This window comes from Brevundimonas sp. CEF1 (genome assembly GCF_051353055.1).
In the GTDB taxonomy this organism is placed as follows: domain Bacteria; phylum Pseudomonadota; class Alphaproteobacteria; order Caulobacterales; family Caulobacteraceae; genus Brevundimonas.
In genome coordinates this window covers 245,369-266,058 of record NZ_CP195593.1, presented here as the reverse complement: position 1 = coordinate 266,058, position 20,690 = coordinate 245,369, and the positions used below count along the sequence as shown (strand labels likewise).

The following is a 20,690-nucleotide window of genomic DNA, read 5'->3' as shown; positions in this document are numbered from 1 at the left end:
GCTGGACGTCGCCAAACCTCAGCCTTCGCGGCGCCTCCATTCCCTCGACAGGCTGGCGCTCAAGACTGGCGGGTCGCGGTCAGAAGGCAGGACGTCGTCTGGGCGCCGCCCTTGCGCGCGGCGTTTCCCAATTGAGACAAAAGCGCACAGCGCATGCGATCGGGCTCCGCTCTGCACAACGGCGAGATTTCTCCGTCGGCGGGGCGAGCGGGCGAAATAATATCCTGCCCGGCCCTCCGCCTCGCGTCGGCCACGCATGTTTCGGATCACGGCCGCCGAGCCCGCCGAAGGCGCCAGCACCCCAAACGCCAAACATCTCGCCAATTTGAGACGCATAGGCCTTCCCTCCGCGCCGACAAGATGGCAACTCCACAGAACAGGGTGATGGAAACACCCCTTGGGGGACTGCGTATGGAAATCGTCAAGGTTCGGCGGCTTCAACATGGCTGACACGCAACAGGTCGCGCAAAGCGCCGCCGTTCTGCGGCTGCGCCGTCCTTCGCCCCATGGCGACGTCATCTGGTACGAATATGCGCCCATCATCGACGGCGGGCCGCAACGCCTGTCGCATCACATGATGGCCTCGCCCGAGAGCGCAGCCAAACTGGCGCGCCAGCACGGCTATGAGCCGGCCGAAACCATCATCGACTTCGAGATTCCGTAACCTCGCCGCGACCGGCGCCCCGCGCCTAGTCCTTCTGGGACGCGAGAACATCCAGCCGCGCCGTCAGGCTGGCCAGAGCGTCGCAGATGGCGGCGATCTCGACGCAGGCCTCTCCGATCACAGGCGACCTCTGCTCAAACGAGCGACAAAGCCAGGCCACCGCCAATTCTTCAAACTGTTCGCGCACGAAGCACCTGTGCCGTTGTGAAACCGCACAGGTAGAACACGCAAAAGTTGTGCTTACCGCCTGCGCCACACGATCAGGCGGTCAACCGATAGCCCGGCGCCGAGCATAAGCGGACAAGAGGAAAGGACGAGTCGCGCCGCCGAACGGAGCCGAAGACGGGCCGGGGCGTTGCCCATCTGAACCCAGGGAGGCAAGCATGGACACGATGACGGCGCTGATCCTGACAGGCGTGGTCGCCATGATCCTGGCGGGCGCAGGCTTCGCCCTCGTCCAGCCGCGCCGCTTCACCGACCGCGACGCCGACGGCGCCCCCGACGCCACGCCGGACGAGATCGCCCAGGCGCGCGCCGACGACGCCTGGGGTCGTCGGGACCTGGCCAGGCGCGAAACCGACCAGCCTTCCGAAACCGGTCGCGACGCCTCCTGAACGCCGCGACCGATCATGAAAAAGGCGAGCGCCTAGCCCGCGTCGCCTACCGCCTCGCGACGACGCACCGCCCTGGCCGCAAAGGTCGGCAGAACCAGCAGCGTCAAGGCTGTCGCGGTCAGCAGGCCGCCGATGACCACCGTCGCCAGCGGCTTTTGCACCTCGGCCCCCGCCCCATGGGCGATCGCCATGGGGATGAAGCCGACGATGGCGACCAGAGCCGTCGTCAGCACCGCCCTGAGACGACTGGACGCCCCCTCGACGGCGGCGTCGCGGGGCGGCAGACCTGTCTGCAAGCGCTCGCGGATCGCCTGCATCAGCACCAGGCCGTTCAGCGTCGCCACCCCCGAGACGGCGATGAAGCCCACCGCCGCCGAGACTGAGAAGGGCATGCCTCGCAGAAGCAGGGCCAGCGCCCCGCCGACCAGGGCCAGGGGCACGCAGGCGAAGACCAGCCCCGCCTCTGCAAAAGACCCCAGCGCCATGAACAGCAGGACCCCGATCAGGACGAAGACGATCGGGATGACCAGGCCCAGACGTTGCTCGGCCCGCTTCAGGTTCTCGAACTGGCCGCCCCAGTCCAGACGAACGCCGGCCGGCAACTGGACCTGATCCACCTGTTTCTGGGCGTCGGCGACGAAGCCGCCCAGATCGCGGCCCCGGACATTGGCCTGAACCACCATCCGCCGACTGCCGTCGTGACGGCTGATCTGGTTCGGCCCCTCGGCGGTCTGGATATGGGCCACCGAAGACAGCGGCACGGTGACGCCGGTCGCGGAGACGATGGGCAGGGCCGCCAGCGCCGCCGGGTCATTGCGGGCCTCGTCTGGCAGGCGAACCACCACATCGAAGCGACGGTCCCCTTCGAAGATGCGTCCGGCCTCGGCGCCGCCGACAGCCGCCGAAACCGTCTCGGACACATCCGCCGCCGACAGACCATAGCTGGCCGCCGCGAACCGATCGACGCGCACCGTCAGGGTAGGCAGACCCGAGACCTGCTCTACTCGCACGTCCGCCGCGCCCTGGGTGTCGCGCAGCGCGGCCGCCACCTGATCGGCGACCTTCTGCATGACGGCGAAGTCGTCGCCATAGACCATGACCGCCAGATCGGTGCGGACGCCCGAGATCAGTTCGTTGAAGCGCAGCTCGATCGGCTGGCTGAACTCGAAGCTGTTGCCGATCTGCTTTGACGCCGCAGCCTCGAAGCGGGCGATCAGGGCCTCCTTCCTGAGTTTCGGATTCGGCCAGTCCTTGCGGTCCTTCAGCACGATCACGCTGTCCGAGATGTTGGGCGGCATGGGGTCGACGGCCGCCTCGGCGGTGCCGGTGCGCGAGAAGACGGTCTTCACCTCGGGCTGGGCCCGGATGACGCGCTCCAGCGCCATCTGCATGGCCAGCGACTGCTCCAGAGAGGCCGAGGGCACGCGCAGGGCCTGCATGGCGATGTCGCCCTCGTCCAGGGTCGGGATGAACTCCCGGCCCAGGGTGGTGAAGGCGACGCCGCCGATGACCAGGGCCCCGAGCGCCGACAGCAGGACGACCTTGGGATGATCGACCGCCGCCCGGATGGCCGGCTGAATCCAGCGCCGCGCGTGACGCAACAGGAAGGTCTCGTGCTCATGAGCATGGCCGGCCTCATCGACCTCGACCGTCTTCGGCTCCCGCACCAGCAACGCCGTCATGGCCGGGACGAAGGTGAAGGAGAAGATGAAGGCCCCCACCAGGGCCAGCATGACCGTGGCGCCCATGGGGATGAAGGTCTTGCCCTCGATCCCTTCCAGCATCAGCAGGGGCGTAAAGACCAGAAGGATGATCAGCTGGCCAAAGGCGGCCGGTTTGACCATCTGGCGGGCCGCGGCGACGGCGACGCTCAAGCGCTCGCTCCGGGTCAGCATCCGTCCCGCCTCGGCGCGACGCTGGCTCAGTCTCAGAAGCGTGTTCTCGACGACCACGACCGCCCCATCGACCAGAAGGCCGAAGTCCAGCGCCCCCAGACTCATCAGGTTTCCGCTGATTCCGAACCTGTTCATGCCGATGACGGCGAAGAGGAAGCTGATCGGGATCATCAACGCCGCGATGGTCGCCGCCCGGATATTGCCCAGCAGCAGAAACAGCACGACGATGACCAGCAGCGCCCCCTCGGTCAGGTTGCGCGCCACGGTGGAGATGGTCGAGTTGACCAGGGCGCTGCGGTCCAGAACCGTGACGGCCTCGATCCCGGCAGGCAGGGTCTTGCGGACCTGCTCCAACCGCTCGCCCGCCGCCTGGGCCACGGTGCGGCTGTTGCCGCCCGCGATCATCAGGGCGGTGCCGAGGACGGCTTCGTGGCCGTCGCGGCTGGCCCCGCCCAGACGCGGCGCCTGGCCGATCTCCACCGTCGCCACGTCAGCGACCCGGACCACCAGACCATTGCGATTGACCACGGGCGCCTGAGCCAGATCATCGACGGTCGAGGCCAGGGCGTCGGTGCGCACCGTCAGCGCCTCGCCCGCCCGCTGGACATAGCCCGCTCCCGCCTGGGTGTTGGCCCGGTCCAACGCCTGGATCAGGTCGCCCATGCTGAGGCCATAGGCGGACAGGCGCGCTGGATCGGGGCGCACCGCATACTCCTTCACATAGCCGCCGACCGTATCGACCCCGGCCAGTCCGGGCGTCGTGCGCATCTGCGGGGCGACGATCCAGTCCTGCACCGTGCGCAGATAGGTGGCCCGCTGCTGCGGCGTGGTCAGCAGATCGCCCTCGGGCGTCAGATAGGCTCCGCCCGCCTGCCATCCGGGCAGGCCCGGCTTGGCCAGGTTGGCGCTGTTGAACGGCGTATAATCGACGGTCCACATCAGGACCTCGCCCAGACCCGTGGTGATCGGGGCCAGAGCCGGCTCGACGCCTTCGGGCATGGTCTCGCGGGCCTGGGCCAGGCGTTCGGCCACCTGCTGACGAGCGAAATAGATGTCCGTCCGGTCGGTGAAGATCACGGTCACCTGGCTGAAGCCGTTGCGGCTCAGCGACCGGGTCGAAGTCAGACCGGGAATGCCCGCCATGGCGGTTTCGATCGGATAGGTGACCTGACGCTCGATCTGTTCGGGCGCCAGGGCCGGGGCGACGGTCGTTACCTGAACCTGGCGGTTGGTGATGTCCGGCACGGCGTCGATGGGCAGGCGCGTCAGTTCCAGAAGGCCGTAGGCGGCGACCAGGGCCGTAACCAGAACGACGAACCAGCGGAATTTGACCGACTGTTCGATGATGAATTTGAACATGGCTCGCCCCCTAGTGACCGTGCTCGGCTTCGCCCTTGGCGAGCTCGGCTTTCAGCAGGAAGGCGTTGGCGCCGGCGATCCGTTCAGACCCGGTCAGCCCCCGGACGATCTCGGTGCGCCCGCCCGCCTGCCGCCCCGCCAGGACCGGCTGGGCCTGGAACCCGCCCGCGACCTGGACGAAGACGACCGCCCGGCCCTCGAGGGTCTGCACCGCCTCGGTCGGGACGGTCAGACCGCCGATCGCTTCTCCGGTGACGATAGCCCCGGTGACCGCCGCGCCCGCCGGCGGCAGGACCGCGCCCGTGGGCCGCGCCCGGATCACCGTCGCGCCGCTGTTCAGATCGGCCCCGGCTGCGACGCCGGTGACGACGGCGTCGAAGTCGCCCGCCGGACTGCTGACGCGCAGGGGCGCACCAGCCCGCACATGGGCGGCCAGGGTCGGGGGCGCGTTGAACACCAGTTCGACCCGCGCCGGGTTGGCGACCTCGGCCACCACCCCGCCCTGGGCGACAAAGCCGCCCGGTCCGACCTGGACGTTCGTCACCACGCCCGCGATCGGGCTGACGACATTGAGACGGCCCGAGGCGTTGGGCGATCCCGCCGCCGCGGCCCGCGCGCGTGCGGCCCGCGCCGCCGCCTGGGCGCTGAGGGCCTGGGCGTGCGAGACCTCGGCCTCGCGCTGGGAGACGACGCCCTGTTCCGCCAACTCCTCGTCGCGGCCATGCGCCTGTTCGGTGGCGATATAGGCGGCCTCGGCGGCGTCGGCTTCAGCCCTCAGGCTGGCGGCCTCGCCGCTGACCAGAGCGACCAGGGGCTGGCCGATCCTGACCGCCTGACCCGGCGCGACCAGAACCCGCTCGACCCGCCCGCCGACAGAGGCGGCCACGGCCGCGCGGGCGTCGATCATCGGCTCGACGCGGCCCGCCAGACGGGTCTCGGCCCCGCCGCCCCGCCCGACGACGACGACGACGACGCCCGCCGCCTGCGCCTGGGCGGGATCAAGGGCGACAAAGCCCTCTGGCGCTTCTCCTTCGGCGGGGGCGCCATCCCCCTCGGCATGGGCCGCTTCGCCCTTGGCCGACGGGGCTTCGGACCGGCCCGTCGCCAGATAGATCCCGCCGCCTCCGAGCATGAGGAGGGCGGCCACGCCGCCAATCAGCAGCGTCTTGTTGGATGTGCGGATCAGCATCATTGGTCTCCCTGGAAGGGGGCGCGGCCGTCCTGGCGCGCAAGGTCGATTTCCGCGCGAACGCGCGCCAGGCGCGCATCGACGGCGGAGGTTCTGGCGTTGATCAGGCCCGCGCGGGTCACGCGCAACTCGAGTTGCGAGATACGCCCCGCCTCGAAGCCGATCCGCGACAGGCGATAGGCTTCCTCCGCCGAGGCGACCCCGGCGTCGGCGGCGCCGACCCGACTGCTTGAGGCGGCGAGACGGGCGCGGGCCGCGGCGCGATCCGCCTGGGCCTCTTGGCGTGCGCCCATCAACCGGGCCTCGGCGGCGCGGAACTCGGCCTGGGCGGCGTCGATATTGCCCCGGTTCCGATCAAACAAAGGCAGAGGCATGCTGATCCCGAACGTCAGGGCCGTGGCGTCCTCGGCCTCGTAGCGGCGCAGGCCGACGCTGGCGTTGACGTCCGGGCGCGCCCGAATGCGTTCGACCGCGATCCGACGTTCGGCGGCGTCGCGTCCGGCCTCGGCCAGCCGCACCGTCGGCGCGGCGGTCGCCGCCTCGCGGGCCGCGCCCGGGGTCTGATCCAGCAGGCTGGCGTCGATGCCGGTCACAGGAACCGTCAACATGGCGACCGCTTCCAGACGCGCGAAGGCGGCCTCCCGCTCGGCCTAGGCCTCGTCGCGGGCGGCGCGGGCGGCGGCGGCTTCGCTTTCGCTCTGGATGCCGCGCAGCAAGGGCTCGCGGCCCTGCTCGACCAGGGCCAGAGCGGCGCGCGCATCGGCGACGGTCAGGGTCAGGCTCTCTTCGGCCAGTTCGGCCCGGCGTTCGGCGGCCTCAGCCTCGGCGTAGATCAGGGCCAAGCGCCCCGCCGCGTCCACGGCGGCCAGATCGCGTTGCCGCGCCGCAGTCCCGGCCTCAGCGCGCGCCGCGTCGACCCGCGCGGCGCGACGGCCCCACAGCTCCAGATCCTGACTGATCGATAGAGCGGCCTCGGCGTTTCCGGTCCCCGAATAGGGTCCTGTGCCGAAGAGGCTGTCGACCTCCAGCCCCAGGGTCGGATTCGGGCGCACGCGCGCCTGCCGCACCCGCGCCTCGGCGGCCTGCGTCAGGGCCTCGGCTTCGAGCGTCGCCGGGGTTTGATCCAGCCGAGACAGAAGTTCGGCGAACGACGGGGCCGGGTCAGCCCAGGCGGGACCGGCCGACAGGACCGCCAAGGCGGCCAGGGCGCAGCCGACCGCGACACGCGGCGGCCGACGATAGGAGGGAGGCATGATTCATCTTCCAGAGGTTTGACACGAGAGTCAGCGCGCAAGGGCGCCGTCGCCGGGTCAGGCTCTGGGCGGTCGCTTCAGACCGTCGGGGGAAACCGAGGTCGGGAAACCACTGGCGGGAAAGGCATGGAGCGGCCGCGCGTGCGCCTGGACCGGCAGGCTGTCGCCTGCGTCCGTACGCGCCGTGTTGTTGTGATGACAATGGCCATGGGCGCAGACGCCGTGACCGCCCACCTGCCCTCCATGATCGCCGTCGCCCGGATTATGATCGACCGAGGCGTGCGCCATAGGCGGCTCGGGCGCACAGGTCGCCGCATCCGCAATAGGGGCGAAGCAGAAGACGGCGGCGAGGAAGGCCATCGCCACGATCAGCTTCGTCCATGTCCCCATTGGCCAGGTCATGAGGGGCTGGATACTGGCCGCCTGACCATGCGGCAATCTGTTATAAGGTTCGTCTGCTGCGGCGGATTGTCGAAAGCCGACGCCCCGGACGCCGCAACTCAGATCGCATTCAACGGCGTCTTCAGGAACCGGCGGCCCGAGGGCGCGGCGGGCGGCAAGGCGCCGGCGCGAATATTGATCTGCAGCGCCGTCAGCATCAGTTGCGGCGGACTGAGTGCCGCGTCGCGCGCCTCGCGCAGGGCGACGAAGTCGTCTTCGGATCGCCCGCCGCCGATGTGGATATTCTCGGCCTTCTGCGCCCCGATCGAGGTCTCCCAGGCGAAGGCCTCACGGCCCTGAGGCAGGTAGTCATGGCCGACAAAGACCCGCGTCGCGTCCGGCAGGGCCAGCAGCTTCTGGATCGAGCGATGCAGGGTCCGCGCGTCGCCGCCCGGAAAGTCGCAGCGCGCCGTGCCGTAGTCGGGCATGAATAGGGTGTCGCCGACAAAGACGGCGTCGCCGATCCGGTAGCTGACGCAGGCAGGCGTATGGCCCGGCGTATGCAGGACCTCGACCTCCATCTCTCCCAGACGGAAGCGGTCGCCATCGGCGAAGGTCTGATCGAAAGCCCTGGCGTCCGGGGTCACGTCCGAGGCCTCGAACAGGTCGCCAAAGGTCTTTTGAACCTGCTTGATCCGCTCGCCTATGCCGATCGGCGCTCCGGTGCGGACGCGGATTTCATCAGCCCCGGTCAGGTGATCGGCATGTGCGTGGGTCTCCAGCACCCGCTCCAGGCGCCATCCTCTTTCAGCGATCAAGTCCAACAGCCGCTCGACCGATCCGGTCGAGGTCCGCGCCGCCGTCGGATCGAAATCCAGCACTGGGTCGATGATGGCCGCCGCCCCGGCAGCCGGATCGGCGACCACATAGCTGACCGTGTGGGTCGCCGGATCAAAGACGCCGACGACCTGGGGCACAGGCGACACGGGCTGAATCATGAGGGTCTCCTTCGAAGCCCCGTTTATTAGAAATTGCTAATTTAGTAAAATTGAATATGTTGTCGACATGACCATGCCTGAAGCCATCGGACTGGACGCGTTCCAGCGTAACGCCGCAGAGGCGGCGCGGCTGCTCAAATCCCTGTCGAACGAACACCGGCTGATGCTGCTGTGCCAACTCGGCGAGGGCGAACGGCAGGTGTCCCAACTACAGACGGGCCTGTCCCAATCCGCCCTGTCCCAGCATCTGGCCCGGTTGAGGGAGGACGGCCTGGTCGCGACACGGCGCGACGGCACCGCTGTCTTCTATCGCATCGCCGATCCCGCGGCGCTCAGCGTGATCGCTGTCCTCGCCCAGATCTACTGCCCCCCGCCCGCCTGAAAGACCCACCATGACCGCCCCTGCACTTCTGTCGCCCACCGAAGTCGCCGCTCGCTTGAAGTCCGACGCCATACGCCTGATCGACATCCGCGAGCCGGACGAGTTCAGCCGCGCCCACGTCCTCGGCGCCCTGCCCGCGCCTCTCTCGGTCTTCGATGAGACGCCGTTGGCCGTCGCGCCGGATCAGGCCGTCGTCTTCATGTGCCGCACGGGGCATCGCACCGGCATGAACGGCGCGCGCCTGACCAAGCGCTTCAGCGGTCCGACCTATGTCCTGGACGGCGGCCTGGACGCCTGGAGAACGGCCGGCCTGCCCGTCCACGCCGACGCCAGGGCCCCGCTGGAGCTGATGCGGCAGGTGCAGATGGCCGCCGGGGGTCTGATCCTGACCGGCGCCCTGCTGGGAAGCCTGGTCCATCCCGGATTCTGGGGTCTCAGCGCCCTTGTCGGCGCCGGCCTGTTCATAGCCGGGGCCACGGGCTTTTGCGGCATGGCCCGCCTGCTGGCGCTCGCCCCCTGGAACCTGCCACGCCCGCGCTGACCCGGCGCCTGAGGCTGGACCGCCTGGCGTCCAGGCCACAGATCCTGCGGAAATAGACCTTTCCCGTTCCAAAGAGGAACACCGGCGTTCGGTGGCCGTTTGGCCCCGCGGAGGAGCGCCGGATATGTATTTGGCGAAGGAGGGGCGCAGCGCGGCTGGAGGGCCGCCGCCGCGCCACAAAGCGTGCAGTCGATGACGTCGCGAACCCTCAGCGTGCGACGCAGCCTGACCGTGCCTGCGGACACGCCGACCCTGCGGCTGCTCAACACCGCCGCACGGCTGTCCGACGAAGAACGGGCCCTGGTGCGGCGACTGTGCGTCTTTCAGGAAGTCATCGCCGCCGGAGAGCCTTTCACCGCCGAAGGCAGGGCGGTGACGCCGCGCCTTATCCTGAGCGGCTGGGCCTGCCGTCAGCGCGTCCTGGCCGACGGCCAACGTCAGATTTTCAGCTTCCTTCTGCCGGGCGACGGCGTGGGACTGAGCGCCGAGCCCCGCCCCCTGGATGAAGCGGCCACCGTCGCCCTGACCCGGGTGGAATGCGTCGACGCCGTCATGTTGCGAGAAATCCTCGCGCTTCAGGACCCGCGCCACGACCGACTTCGCCGGGCGCTGATCGCCGCCCGTCGCTATGAAGACATCTGTCTGCTGAACCACGTGGTCCGGCTGGGGCGGCAGTCCGCCGTGGCCCGCTTGGCGCATCTGCTGCTCGAGTTGCGCGACCGGCTGCACCGCGCCGGCCTGTGCAGCCACGACCGGATGCACCTGCCGCTGACCCAGGAGGCGCTGGCCGACGCCCTGGGCCTCAGCCTGGTGCACGTCAGCCGCACCCTGGGCCAGATGAAACGCAATCGACTGATCGCCATGCAGAACGGCTGGCTGACCCTTCTGGACGAATCCTACCTGCGCGCCGCCTGCGACTATGGCGGCGACTTCCCCGTCCTTCATTGACCCAAACCGTATGAGAGAGAGCGCGTCATGATCCAGCATCGTCCTTCGCCTCGGCAGCGCGATTTGCGCGGCGCTCGTCGAAAGGGTCCCAGGTCCGGCCTGCTGCTGGCGTCCGTCGCCGCGGCCGCCTTGCTCAGCCCCAGTCTCGCCCTGGCCCAGGACGACGATCTGGCCGCCCGCGTGGCGCGGCTCGAAGCCCTGGTCCTGGATCAGCAGAAGCGCATCGAGGCCCAGGACGCGCTCCTGGCCCAACGCGCAGCGGGGGTCGCTGCGCCTGCCGACGTCGCCGAGTCTGGCATTGACCCGCGCTGGCGGTTCCAATCCGACGCCTCGCGCCCCTTCGCCAACGGAGAGATGGCCGCCCTGCGCGCCGGTCAGGCGACCGGCCAGGCCGGCGCTCCGCCGCAGACCGCCCCCGCGCCGGCCGGCGCCCCGCCAGTCGAGCCGCCCCTGCTGCAGGCTCGCCGCGAACAACTGGCCGCCATACCCGAGGGCATCGCGGTTCTGACCCGGCCTGGCAAACTGACCCTGGACATATCGACCGAATACACGCGCTCCAGCGCCAATCGCCTGGTCTTCCGGGGCATCGAGATCGTGCCCGGCGTCCAGATCGGCGTGATCGAGGCCAACGAGGCCGATCGCGACACCGGCGTGGCGACCATCGCCGCCAAATACGGCCTGACCTCGCGCATGGAGGTCGAGCTGCGCGCACCCTACGTCTGGCGCAACGACACCATCACCACCGTCCAGCAACGTGACGAAGCCGTCACGCGCACCATCGACCTGAGCGGCGACGGCATCGGCGACGTCGAGGGCGCCATCCGCTATCAGATCAACGGCGGCGAGCGCGGACGTCCCATCTTCATTGGCGGCCTGCGCGTCAAGAGCAATACGGGCGAAGGTCCCTTCGACATCCCCCGCGACGAGTTCGGCGTAGCGTCTCGGCTAGCCACCGGCTCCGGCTTCTGGGGCGTGGAATCAAGCCTCAGCTTCCTCTACCCCAGCGATCCGGCGGTGATCTTCGGCAGCCTCAGCTACTTCGCCCACCTGCCCAAGGACATCAACAAGACCGAGGGCGAGGTTCTCATCGGCGAAGTCGATCCGGGCGACGCCATCGGCATGTCGATCGGCTTCGGCTTCTCGCTCAATCCCAAGTTCTCCTTCTCGCTGGGCTACAAGCACAGCTACATCCGGCCGACCACCAGCGAGTTGAACGACCTGACCGAGAAGTCCGACGACCTGCAGGTCGGCGCCCTGCAGTTCGGCATGTCCTATCTGCTGACCGACCGCTTCAGCCTGAACGGCAATTTCGAGTTCGGGGTGACGGAGGACGCGCCGGACATGCGGTTTGTCCTGCGCCTGCCGATCATCTTCTAGATCATAGCGGCAAGGCCTCCGACGGCGTCGGAGGCCTTCAGCGGCCGAGCGATCCCACGAGGGAGGTGTTGAGGTCGTAGGTCAATTGAGCCGCGCGCGCATGGGCGCTGCTGGCGGCCTGCATTGTCGCCAGATCAGGCAGATAGAGGTTCAACTCCATATCCTGACGCAGGTCGCGATTACTGGCGCTGTTGACGATCAGGTTCTGCAACTGCCCGGACGTCACATTGTGGATCAGGGCCGTCGCACCGTCTCCGCCGACCAGCGCCACCCCGCCGCTGGTTCCGCCCAGGTTTCTGAGATCTATGCCGCTGTTCAGCAAGGAGGTCAGAGCCGAGGCCAGATCGGTCATGCCCGGCACATCGCCACGCGTCTGCTGCGTGACGGGTCCGGTCGGCGTCCAGGTCATTCGGGTTTCCAGCGCCAGCCGATCATCGACATAGGAGCGAATGACCACGCCGAATCCGAACGTGAAGCCGTTGGTCGTGAGAAATCCGCCGCGCAGCCCCGACAACTCCTCATCGGACAGGGCCTGAGGTCCCTCCGACGCCAGCGCCGCAACCGGCGAGGTTTGCTCCACGTACAACTGCGCCAGAGACGTCTGCGCCAGAAAGGCCTGCGCCGACGCCGCCGACGACGCCATGATCCCCGGCGTCAGGACCGTCAGAGCGAACAACAGAAGGGAACGAACACGTCGCATGATCGTCACCGTAAATAGGGATCAAGAGGGAAACGCGTGGTGATCTGGTAGAGTGGCGGCAGTTCCCGCGTCAGCTCCGCCAGGGAATGATTAGGCAAGGCCTGCGCCGGCCGCGCGCGGTTCCAGGGCGTCCACTCCGACGCCTCATTGAAGCTATCCGCCGGTTCGCGCACGACGAAGGCGATGCCGTTCCACATGGATATGAACTGTTCGCGACTGTAGATTTTCAGCCCCAGGGCCGGATCACCGATCAGGACGCGATCAGCGTCGTTTCCCTTGAAGACGACAAAATGCTTGTAGCCGGCCGTGTCGATCATCACGATCGCTGGCCGGTTCATGCTGGCCAGGTTGTCCAGCGTCAGCCTGAAACCGTCCGCCTGATAGCCATTGGCTTCAAGAAACTGCTTGATGTCGAGCAGAGAGAAGCCAACCCGCCGGATCACATCCTGATCGCCGGCGGCGTACATGGCGCGGAATATCTGTTCCTCGCCCACTTCGCGATCATAGTGATAGCGCAGCAGGGTCGCCAGCGCCGCTGAGCCGCAACTGAAATCATAACGTTGTCGCACCACGGTGCGGAACGGGATATCACGATAGCTGACGACGCTGACCCGCGCCGGCGCCGGCCCGCTGCTGAGAAGCACATCGGCGCCCGCAGGCGCCGCACAGAACCAGGTCGCACAGAGAGCCGCGGCCCAAAGGCCGAGGCCCTTGCGAAAGCGAAAGCCGCTGCGTGTCACGGGGTTGGACTCGTCGTCACGATATTGATCGTGATAGCGCCCTGAAGATTGTTGTTGTGGCCTGTGTTCATCACAAAATTGCCGACGCCGTTATAGCCGGCGAAGGCGTTGGCGCCGATGGCGATGGAGCCCGATCCCACGGTGTTGGCGGTGACGCTGTTGCCGCTGTTCGTGGCCTTGAGCAGTTGATCGCTGGCGACGATGACGTTGACGCCCTCGCGCGCGTTCAGATCATGAAGTTCCGCCAAATCCAGAGGTTGTATCGCCAGCGGTGCCGACGCCGCCGCGCTCTGCGGTTCGGCGGGCGAAAGAACTTGCGGCGGCGGGGCAGGGTCCGAGCCGGCGAGCAACAGCGCGGCTGTAACAAGGATTAGCATTGGCTTCCTCCCGTAAAGAAATCGGCGGCCGGTCAAACCGGCCGCCGACAGAACGCTTAACCGCCGTTGCCGAACGTGATGTTGGCGTTGGCGGCGACAGCCGTAGCAGCCTGACCGACCGAAGCTTGGCCGGTGATGTTGCTGACGGTCTGGATACCCGCGAAGCCGGCGAATGCGCCGCCGTTTTGGTTGATGTCGCCGCTGCGGATGCGGCCGTTTTGCGGGCCGTCGCCGCCTTCGGACAGGTCGAAGCTCAGATCACTGACATTGGCCGCCAGCGACTGATTGCTCAGCGACACTCGCCAGGTCGAGTTGTCGTTGAACGAGTCGGTAATACCGACATGGGTCGAGTTGTCAGAGTTATCGTTGAACGAGTCCGCGATATCGACAGCCAGGTCCAGGTTGGTGTGGGTCGAGTTGTCCGTATTGGTGGAGTTGTCGGAATTGTCGTTGAACGAGTCCGCGATATCCACGGCCAGGTCGGTCGAATTATCCGTATTCGTCGAGTTGTCGTTGCCCGAGTCAGCGACATTGGTCGAGTTGTCGTTGAACGAGTCGCTCACGCCAAGATCGAGATCGGTGTTGGTGGAGTTGTTGGAATTGTCGTTCAGTGAATCGGAAATACCGACATCAAGGTCGGTATTGGTCGAGTTGTTCGAATTGTCATTCAGCGAGTCATTGACGCCGAGATTGGTCGAATTGTTGGAATTGTCATTCAGGGAGTCTGCAATTCCCACATCCAGATCAGTGCTGTTGTAGGAATCGGTCGCGTTGGTGTTGCCACCCACGCCGCCATTGGGCCCGCTAGAAGTGGTTTGGGCCTGGGTCACGGTTGCAAACGCCAGCACCCCCGCCAGGACAGCCGCCGAAGTCATCAATTTGGCACGCATATCTTTAGCCTCCAGATCAAAATGGATACGGAGGTTCCTCCACCTCCGGACAACCCAATCGCTCTGAAAGCTCGTCGTTCCGACCTCGCGCCACAGGCGAAACGCCCCGAAATGAGACGCTTTTTAGCCATTCAAAGGGCGTGACACGTCATTTGTTATAGTCACCAGGCTCTCCGATTTTCAGATCGGATCATTTGATCAGACGACCACCCGGAATAAACTCTCGCGATCCCGCATCTTCTTTCGCTGTCGACGTTCGCGCCCTGTGCATGGCGTTCGGACGCTGCGGATGCTAAGCGCGCCGGACCATGACGACGCCCCCTATCGAACGCATCCGCAATTTCTCGGTGGTCGCCCACATCGACCACGGCAAGTCCACGCTGTCGGACCGGCTGATTCAGCACACCGGCGGGCTGACCGCGCGGGAAATGTCGGCCCAAGTCCTTGATAACATGGACATCGAGAAGGAGCGCGGCATTACCATCAAGGCGCAGACCGTGCGCTTGCACTACAAGGCCCAGGACGGGCTGGACTATGTGCTGAACCTGATGGACACGCCGGGGCACGTCGACTTCGCCTATGAGGTGTCGCGCAGCCTCGCCGCCTGCGAGGGCTCGCTGCTGGTGGTGGACGCCTCTCAGGGCGTCGAGGCGCAGACCTTGGCCAACGTCTATCAGGCCATCGACAACAACCACGAGATCGTCCCCGTCCTCAACAAGATCGACCTGCCCGCCGCCGAGCCGGAGCGCGTGCGCGCCCAGATCGAGGACGTCATCGGCATCGACGCCTCGGACGCCGTCATGGCCTCGGCCAAGTCGGGCATCGGCATCGAAGAGGTGCTGGAGGCCATCGTCACCCGCCTGCCGGCGCCCAAGGGCGACGTCAACGCCCCCTTGAAGGCCATGCTGGTCGACGCCTGGTATGACCCCTACCTGGGCGTGGTCCTGCTGGTGCGTGTCTTCGACGGCGTGCTGAAGGCCGGCCAGCGGGTGCAGATGATGCAGTCCGGCTCGACCCATCTGGTCGATCGCGTCGGCGTCTTCCTGCCCAAGAACACCCCGGTCGAGCAGCTCGGCCCGGGCGAGGTCGGCTTCATCACCGCCCAGATCAAGGAAGTGGCCCACGCCGCCGTCGGCGACACCATCACCGACGAGAAGAAGCCGACCGCCGAACCGCTGAAGGGCTTCAAGGAGGTCCAGTCCGTGGTCTTCTGCGGCCTCTTCCCGGTCGACGCCGCCGACTTCGAGGACCTGCGCGCCGCCATCGGCAAGCTGCGCCTGAACGACGCATCCTTCACCTTCGAGATGGAATCCAGCGCCGCCCTGGGCTTCGGCTTCCGCTGCGGCTTCCTGGGCCTGCTGCACCTTGAGATCATCCAGGAGCGCCTGAGCCGCGAGTTCAACCTGGACCTGATCGCGACGGCCCCGTCGGTCGTTTACAAGATCGGCAAGCGCGACGGGACCGAGATCGACCTGCACAACCCGGCCGACCTGCCCGACGTGATGCAGATCGAAAGCATCGCCGAGCCGTGGATCAAGGCCACCATCCTGACCCCCGACGAATACCTGGGCGGCGTCATCAAGCTGTGTCAGGACCGCCGCGGCACCCAGATCGAGCTGTCCTACGTCGGCAGCCGCGCCCTTGTGGTCTATGAGCTGCCGCTGAACGAGGTGGTGTTCGACTTCTACGACCGCCTGAAATCGATCTCGAAGGGCTACGCCAGCTTCGACTACGAGCTGACGGACTACAAGGTCGGCGATCTGGTCAAGATGAGCATCCTGGTCAACGCCGAGCCGGTCGACGCCCTGTCCATGCTGGTCCACCGCGGCCGCGCCGAGACGCGCGGACGCGGCATGGTCGAGAAGATGAAGGAGTTGATCCCGCCCCACATGTTCGTCATCCCCATTCAGGCGGCCATCGGCGGCAAGATCATCGCCCGCGAAACCGTCCGTGCCCTGCGCAAGGACGTGACCAGCAAGTGCTACGGCGGCGACGCCACCCGCAAGAAGAAGCTGCTGGAGAAGCAGAAGGCCGGCAAGAAGCGCATGCGCCAGTTCGGCAAGGTCGAAATCCCGCAGGAAGCCTTCATCGCGGCGCTGAAGATGGATGAGGATTGATCCTCGTCTGAAGAAACTGAAATCAAGAAGGGCGGAAAGCGATGCTTTCCGCCCTTTGTTCTTTGGCGTCAGAACCCCGCCCATCATGTTTCAAGGATCGCGCGGGAGCGGCGGGAAGCTCATGGAGGCGGCAGAGGCGCCGAGCGTCGGGGCCGTACGCCGCCGCGAGTGATCCAAACCTCACGCTGATACCCAGCACCAGAACTGCAAGTTGCCAATTTGTTCCATTCGAGCGATGATCCCTCTTATGACCGACATCACTCCGCCCCATCGCCAGTCGTTCGAGTCGATCCGTCACGAAGATGAAGGCGCTGAGTACTGGCTGGCGCGCCAGTTGGCCCCGGCGCTCGGCTATCAGGATTACCGAAATTTCCTGTCGGTGATCGAAAAGGCGCGCGTGTCAGCAGGGACTGCGGGAATAGATGCAACAGACCATTTCGGTGACATCACCAGAATGGTCGATATCGGCTCCGGCGCACGGCGCGAATTGAGCGACGTTCGCCTGTCGCGCTACGCCTGCTACCTGATCGTCCAGAACGGCGATCCGTCCAAGCCGGTGATCGCCGCGGGCCAGACCTATTTCGCCGTCCAGACGCGACGCCAGGAAATCCAGGACGACCCCACGTTCGGCTCCCTATCGGAAGACGAGCGACGACTGATGCTGCGTCGCGAGATGGCGCAGCACAACACCGCCCTGGCCTCCGCCGCGCGACAGGCGGGTGTCGAGAGCGGTCTGGACTATGCGATCTTTCAGGATCACGGCTATCGCGGCCTCTATGGCGGTCGGACCATGCGGGACATTCACGCCATCAAGGGGCTGAAGAAGAGCCAGAAGATTCTGGATCACATGGGATCGACCGAATTGGCGGCGAACCTGTTCCGCGCGACTCAGGCCGAAGAAAAGCTGAAGCGCGACGGCGCACGCACCAAGGCGCAGGCGAACGACATTCACCACGCCGTGGGCAAGAAGGTCCGCAGCACGATCGCAGAACTGGGCGGCGTCATGCCCGAGCATCTGCCCACGCCGGAGACAAGCATTGGGCAGTTGGAAAGAGCCAAGGCGAAGGCGCTGAAAGACATGTCCGGCGACTAAGCCCCTGGGAGCGAAAGCCCCATCCTAAAATCCCGCCCGCCACGTCTCCGCCGTCAGCGTCACCGCCGCCTCGAGCGGGGGCTTGAGCTGGAACAGGGCGGGGGCGGCGGCGAGGTCGTGGAGGCGGTAGAGGCGCCAGGCGTCGGGGCGTTCGGTGGAGACCTCGCGCTCGGTGCGGGTCAGGAAGAAGTCGGTGGCGGGGCCGCCGCGCGTGGCCTTGACCTCGATCAGGCGCTCGCGGCCCGCCGGATCGAAGCTGCGGATGTCGTAGCCGGCGCCGTCGCCGCGTTCCTGCGACGTCCATTCGACCTTGCGCGCCAGGTCGGGGCGGTCGTGGGCGATCAGGAAGGCGCGTTCGTGGTGGAAGACGTGATGCTCGCCTAGCTGGCCGAGAGCGCGGTTGCGGTGGTCGCGGGCGGCGGGGTCGTATTTGCGGACGATGCGGGCCAGGCCCTCTGGCCGAGGCGGGCGCGCCGGGCCGAGCGGCGGCGGGGCGGTGATGGGGAGGATGGCGCGCAGAGACGGTTGTCCCGTCGCAGAGCGCAGCGTCGCCCCCTCCACCCCTTCGTGGTCCCCCTCCCCATAGAATGGGGAGGAAAAGGGGGCGGCGGCCTCTGACACGCCGGGGCGCGCGTCGTCCGCGAATGGTAGGCCGATGTCCCAGGCTTCGGGGTGGGCGTCGAGGTAGCGTTCAAGCGCGGGGAAGATGGCGCGCTGGTAGTTGGTCATGGGGCGGTAGCCGCGAATGATCGGCATGCCGAGTTCGGTCAGCACCGCCGAGATGTTCATGTGCTTGAACTCGATCGATTTGGCCCCCCGACCGATGCGGGCGTCGAGGGCGCGGGCGCGCTGCGCCTTGACGAAGATTTCGCCCGCCGACTGGGCCGAGAGCATGGCGAAATACTCGGCAACGATGGCGTCGAGTTCGTCGACGCTCCAGTCGGTTCCTACTTTTGATAGGTCAGTCATCGCCCCTCCGCCTACCGGAGGTTAGCTTTGCCGTGGGCGGTTGACCAGGTGGGCGGGTGAGGTGCTGAAGCCCTCCCCACCCGGTCGCTGCGCGACCACCCTCCCCATGAAGGGGAGGGAGAAAGGCTTGAGCCTCGCATCCGGCCTTGTGGGTTTTCAGAGGGTTGGAGGCGGATCGGGGTGTTCTGCTCGCCGTAGCCGCCCATGGCGTCATGCTGGGCGGATGAGCGGGAACCTGAAGGGCGGGCCGGCCCACTATCGGCTGTCGAAGGCGACGTGGGAGATCATCCTCGACGAGTATCGCAACGGGGCGACCGTGCCGGAGCTGAGCGAGCGGTGGCGGGTGTCGCAGCATGCGCTGCGGGCGCGGATCACGCGGCACAAGGCGACCAAGCGCGACTGGGGCGATCAGATCGCCGTCGAGACGGCCAGGGCGCGCGAGGCGGCCCAGGAGGAGGCCAAGATCGCCAGGGCGGCCGAGGAAGCGGCGGCGCAGGCGGCCATGGCCCAGGCCCTGTTCGGGCCGCTGAAACCTGAGGACGCGCATGAGGGCAAGGCGGCAGTGCTGGCCTCGACGGCGATGATCGCCTCGGGCCGGGCCATGCTGATGCGGAGGCTGCCGGAGGCGCAAGGGCTGGCGCGGCTGGCCGAGGTCTATGTGCGGCTGATGGACCGGCAGGATCGAGTCAACAGTTTCGAGAACACGCCGCTGGAGATCCTGCTGGCGGCGCGGTTCAACGGCGAGATGATGAGTGCGCGCTTCGCCCTGACGCCGGAGTCGAAATACGACGATCCCGACTATGAGCTGAAGGCGCTCTACTGGGATCAGTTGAAGGCGGCGCCGGACGCCTATCGGAGCGAGGTGCTGGACGCCCGGCGCGAGGCCGCCCAGGCGCGGCGGGAGACGCGCGAGGCGAAAGAGGCGCTGGAGGCCTTGAAGGCCTCTATCGCTTCCTGAAGCGCGCCGCGTCGGCGGCCAGGCCGGCGCCCCAGTCGGTCGTGGGGTGATCCGGCTCGGCGACGAAGGGCAGTTCGCCGGCGAGACCCCGGATCGCCAGGGCCAGAGGCAGGGCGTAATGGGGCATGAGGCGCAGGGGCTTCCTGCGCTTGTCGGTGACGTCCCAGCCCAGGGCCTCGAAGGCCTCGGCCAGATCGGCGCCTTCCAGACGGTGAATGTCGTCCCAGTCGGGGCGTTCGGCGGCCTCGGCGGCGTCGCCGGTCAGGCCGAACAGGGCCTGGGTCAGGGCGTCGATCTCGGGGAATTCGTCGCGGGCGTCGGGATCGGCGTAGCGCGGCTTCATCAGAGCCTTCAGTTCCAGATCATCGACGCCGGGCAGGTCGATCAGGCGGCGCATAGGTGTGTTGCTCATGACCCGCCATAGCACGCCCGACGGCGGTTGACCGCGCCCGCGTGCGGGTCGAGGCTGGCGGCGCGTAAACAGAAGGCCTTGCCCATGCCGACCGACCTGCCCACCGCCGCCCGCGCGCCGCGCCTGGCCGTCCTGATCGACGGGGAGAACGCCTCGGCCCGGATCGCGGAGGCCCTGTTCACCGAAATCGCCACCCTGGGCGAGGCCTCGGCGCGGCGCATCTATGGCGATGCGGCCAGTCCGGCGCTGCGGTCCTGGATCGACGTCCTGCCGCGCTGGGCCATCCAGTGGCAGCAGAATTTCCAGAACACCAAGGGCAAGAACTCGGGCGACATCGCCCTGGTGATCGACGCCATGGACCTGCTGCACTCGGGGCGGTTCGACGGCTTCTGCCTGGTGTCGTCGGACAGCGACTTCACCCGGCTGGCGGCGCGGATCCGCGAGCAGGGCGTGCCGGTCTATGGCTTTGGCGAGAGGAAGACGCCCGAGAGCTTCCGTCAGGCCTGCACCCGTTTCATCTACACCGAGAACCTGACCGGACGGGGCGGCGGGGCGGACAACGACGAGGCGGCCCCCGCCCCCGTCGCCGAGAAGAAGCCGTCTGAGGCCGCCCGCCTGATCGCCGCCGCCATCGCCGACATGGACGAGGACGGCGACGGCTGGGTCAATATCGGCGGCATCGGCAACCGGCTGAGGAACGCCTATCCCGACTTTGACCAGCGCACCTATGGTCACGCCAAGCTGTCCGACCTGATCCGCGCCACCGGTCGTTTCGACGTCGAGACCGGGGCGGGCGGGGCCATGCGGGTGCGGGTCAGGGCGAAGTAGGCGTC

The 20,690-nt window shown here is 67.1% G+C and carries 22 protein-coding genes; 10 read left to right on the top strand and 12 right to left on the bottom strand.

Going from position 1 to position 20,690, the window contains the following annotated elements; genetic code table 11:
* Positions 1-442: 442 nt before the first annotated feature.
* Together ACR9FL_RS01360 and ACR9FL_RS01355 are read left to right on the top strand one after the other, a co-directional pair.
* Positions 443-664 carry a hypothetical protein gene (locus tag ACR9FL_RS01360; RefSeq protein WP_436356813.1) on the top strand — a complete coding sequence of 74 codons (222 nt, stop codon included), beginning with the start codon at positions 443-445 and terminating at the stop codon, positions 662-664.
* A gap of 383 nt (positions 665-1,047) precedes the next feature.
* Positions 1,048-1,278, top strand: a complete 231-nt coding sequence (locus ACR9FL_RS01355) for a hypothetical protein (protein WP_436356812.1) — start codon at positions 1,048-1,050, stop codon at positions 1,276-1,278.
* Positions 1,279-1,310: 32 nt separating this feature from the next.
* Here ACR9FL_RS01355 and ACR9FL_RS01350 read toward each other — a convergent pair whose 3' ends face one another.
* From ACR9FL_RS01350 to ACR9FL_RS01325, 6 genes are all read right to left on the bottom strand, one after another.
* Positions 1,311-4,532: an efflux RND transporter permease subunit gene (locus ACR9FL_RS01350; RefSeq protein WP_436356811.1), complete on the bottom strand. Its 3,222-nt coding sequence runs from the start codon at positions 4,530-4,532 to the stop codon at positions 1,311-1,313.
* Between the two features lie 10 nt (positions 4,533-4,542).
* On the bottom strand, positions 4,543-5,721 hold the full coding sequence (locus tag ACR9FL_RS01345) for an efflux RND transporter periplasmic adaptor subunit (protein WP_436356810.1): 1,179 nt from the start codon (positions 5,719-5,721) through the stop codon (positions 4,543-4,545).
* Positions 5,721-6,329, bottom strand: a complete 609-nt coding sequence (locus ACR9FL_RS01340; protein ID WP_436356809.1) for a TolC family protein — start codon at positions 6,327-6,329, stop codon at positions 5,721-5,723. Before ACR9FL_RS01340 ends, ACR9FL_RS01345 begins: the two co-directional genes overlap by 1 nt.
* 42 nt (positions 6,330-6,371) lie before the next feature.
* The gene (locus tag ACR9FL_RS01335; RefSeq protein WP_436356808.1) at positions 6,372-6,974 is read right to left on the bottom strand and encodes a TolC family protein; all 603 of its coding nucleotides are present in this window, start codon (positions 6,972-6,974) and stop codon (positions 6,372-6,374) included.
* 57 nt (positions 6,975-7,031) lie between these two features.
* Complete coding sequence (locus tag ACR9FL_RS01330; RefSeq protein WP_436356807.1) at positions 7,032-7,364, bottom strand: hypothetical protein; 333 nt, start codon at positions 7,362-7,364, stop codon at positions 7,032-7,034.
* Positions 7,365-7,474: 110 nt separating this feature from the next.
* A complete protein-coding gene (locus ACR9FL_RS01325) occupies positions 7,475-8,353 on the bottom strand; it encodes an MBL fold metallo-hydrolase (RefSeq protein WP_436356806.1) in 879 nt (292 codons plus the stop codon).
* A gap of 67 nt (positions 8,354-8,420) precedes the next feature.
* On the opposite strand from ACR9FL_RS01325, the gene ACR9FL_RS01320 reads away from it, so the two are divergent.
* The 4 genes from ACR9FL_RS01320 (at position 8,421) to ACR9FL_RS01305 (ending at position 11,601) form a co-directional block, all read left to right on the top strand.
* The gene (locus tag ACR9FL_RS01320; protein ID WP_296176614.1) at positions 8,421-8,735 is read left to right on the top strand and encodes an ArsR/SmtB family transcription factor; all 315 of its coding nucleotides are present in this window, start codon (positions 8,421-8,423) and stop codon (positions 8,733-8,735) included.
* A 10-nt stretch (positions 8,736-8,745) separates the two neighbouring features.
* The gene (locus tag ACR9FL_RS01315) at positions 8,746-9,276 is read left to right on the top strand and encodes a rhodanese family protein (RefSeq protein ID WP_436356805.1); all 531 of its coding nucleotides are present in this window, start codon (positions 8,746-8,748) and stop codon (positions 9,274-9,276) included.
* Between the two features lie 192 nt (positions 9,277-9,468).
* A complete protein-coding gene (locus ACR9FL_RS01310; protein ID WP_296176619.1) occupies positions 9,469-10,224 on the top strand; it encodes a Crp/Fnr family transcriptional regulator in 756 nt (251 codons plus the stop codon).
* Positions 10,225-10,251: 27 nt separating this feature from the next.
* On the top strand, positions 10,252-11,601 hold the full coding sequence (locus ACR9FL_RS01305; RefSeq protein WP_436356804.1) for a transporter: 1,350 nt from the start codon (positions 10,252-10,254) through the stop codon (positions 11,599-11,601).
* A 37-nt stretch (positions 11,602-11,638) separates the two neighbouring features.
* Here the strand turns inward: ACR9FL_RS01305 and ACR9FL_RS01300 are convergent, their stop codons facing one another.
* The 4 genes from ACR9FL_RS01300 to ACR9FL_RS01285 are packed head-to-tail and all read right to left on the bottom strand — an operon-like array spanning position 11,639 to position 14,308.
* Positions 11,639-12,301, bottom strand: a complete 663-nt coding sequence (locus tag ACR9FL_RS01300) for a hypothetical protein (protein ID WP_296176624.1) — start codon at positions 12,299-12,301, stop codon at positions 11,639-11,641.
* A gap of 5 nt (positions 12,302-12,306) precedes the next feature.
* Positions 12,307-13,041, bottom strand: a complete 735-nt coding sequence (locus ACR9FL_RS01295; protein ID WP_297932433.1) for a C39 family peptidase — start codon at positions 13,039-13,041, stop codon at positions 12,307-12,309.
* Positions 13,038-13,454, bottom strand: a complete 417-nt coding sequence (locus tag ACR9FL_RS01290) for a hypothetical protein (RefSeq protein WP_296176626.1) — start codon at positions 13,452-13,454, stop codon at positions 13,038-13,040. The genes ACR9FL_RS01295 and ACR9FL_RS01290 overlap by 4 nt, the downstream gene beginning before the upstream one ends.
* Positions 13,455-13,474: 20 nt before the next feature.
* Positions 13,475-14,308: a hypothetical protein gene (locus tag ACR9FL_RS01285; RefSeq protein WP_296176628.1), complete on the bottom strand. Its 834-nt coding sequence runs from the start codon at positions 14,306-14,308 to the stop codon at positions 13,475-13,477.
* Positions 14,309-14,616: 308 nt separating this feature from the next.
* Here ACR9FL_RS01285 and lepA point away from each other — a divergent pair, with 308 nt between their 5' ends.
* Both lepA and dinD read left to right on the top strand, forming a co-directional pair.
* A complete protein-coding gene (lepA, locus tag ACR9FL_RS01280) occupies positions 14,617-16,425 on the top strand; it encodes a translation elongation factor 4 (RefSeq protein WP_297932436.1) in 1,809 nt (602 codons plus the stop codon).
* Positions 16,426-16,672: 247 nt separating this feature from the next.
* Positions 16,673-17,518, top strand: coding sequence for a DNA damage-inducible protein D (gene dinD / locus ACR9FL_RS01275; protein WP_297932438.1), 846 nt, complete (start codon positions 16,673-16,675; stop codon positions 17,516-17,518).
* A 24-nt stretch (positions 17,519-17,542) separates the two neighbouring features.
* On the opposite strand, the gene ACR9FL_RS01270 is transcribed toward dinD, so the two are convergent.
* Positions 17,543-18,487 carry a DUF3883 domain-containing protein gene (locus ACR9FL_RS01270; protein ID WP_436356803.1) on the bottom strand — a complete coding sequence of 315 codons (945 nt, stop codon included), beginning with the start codon at positions 18,485-18,487 and terminating at the stop codon, positions 17,543-17,545.
* Between the two features lie 223 nt (positions 18,488-18,710).
* On the opposite strand from ACR9FL_RS01270, the gene ACR9FL_RS01265 reads away from it, so the two are divergent.
* Positions 18,711-19,445 (top strand): hypothetical protein, encoded by a 735-nt coding sequence (locus tag ACR9FL_RS01265; protein WP_436356802.1) that lies wholly within the window; start codon positions 18,711-18,713, stop codon positions 19,443-19,445.
* Here the strand turns inward: ACR9FL_RS01265 and ACR9FL_RS01260 are convergent.
* Complete coding sequence (locus ACR9FL_RS01260; protein WP_296175899.1) at positions 19,432-19,857, bottom strand: hypothetical protein; 426 nt, start codon at positions 19,855-19,857, stop codon at positions 19,432-19,434. The two genes, ACR9FL_RS01265 and ACR9FL_RS01260, sit on opposite strands and share 14 nt — an antisense overlap.
* A gap of 84 nt (positions 19,858-19,941) precedes the next feature.
* Here ACR9FL_RS01260 and ACR9FL_RS01255 point away from each other — a divergent pair, with 84 nt between their 5' ends.
* Complete coding sequence (locus tag ACR9FL_RS01255) at positions 19,942-20,685, top strand: NYN domain-containing protein (protein WP_296175900.1); 744 nt, start codon at positions 19,942-19,944, stop codon at positions 20,683-20,685.
* Positions 20,686-20,690: the final 5 nt, after the last annotated feature.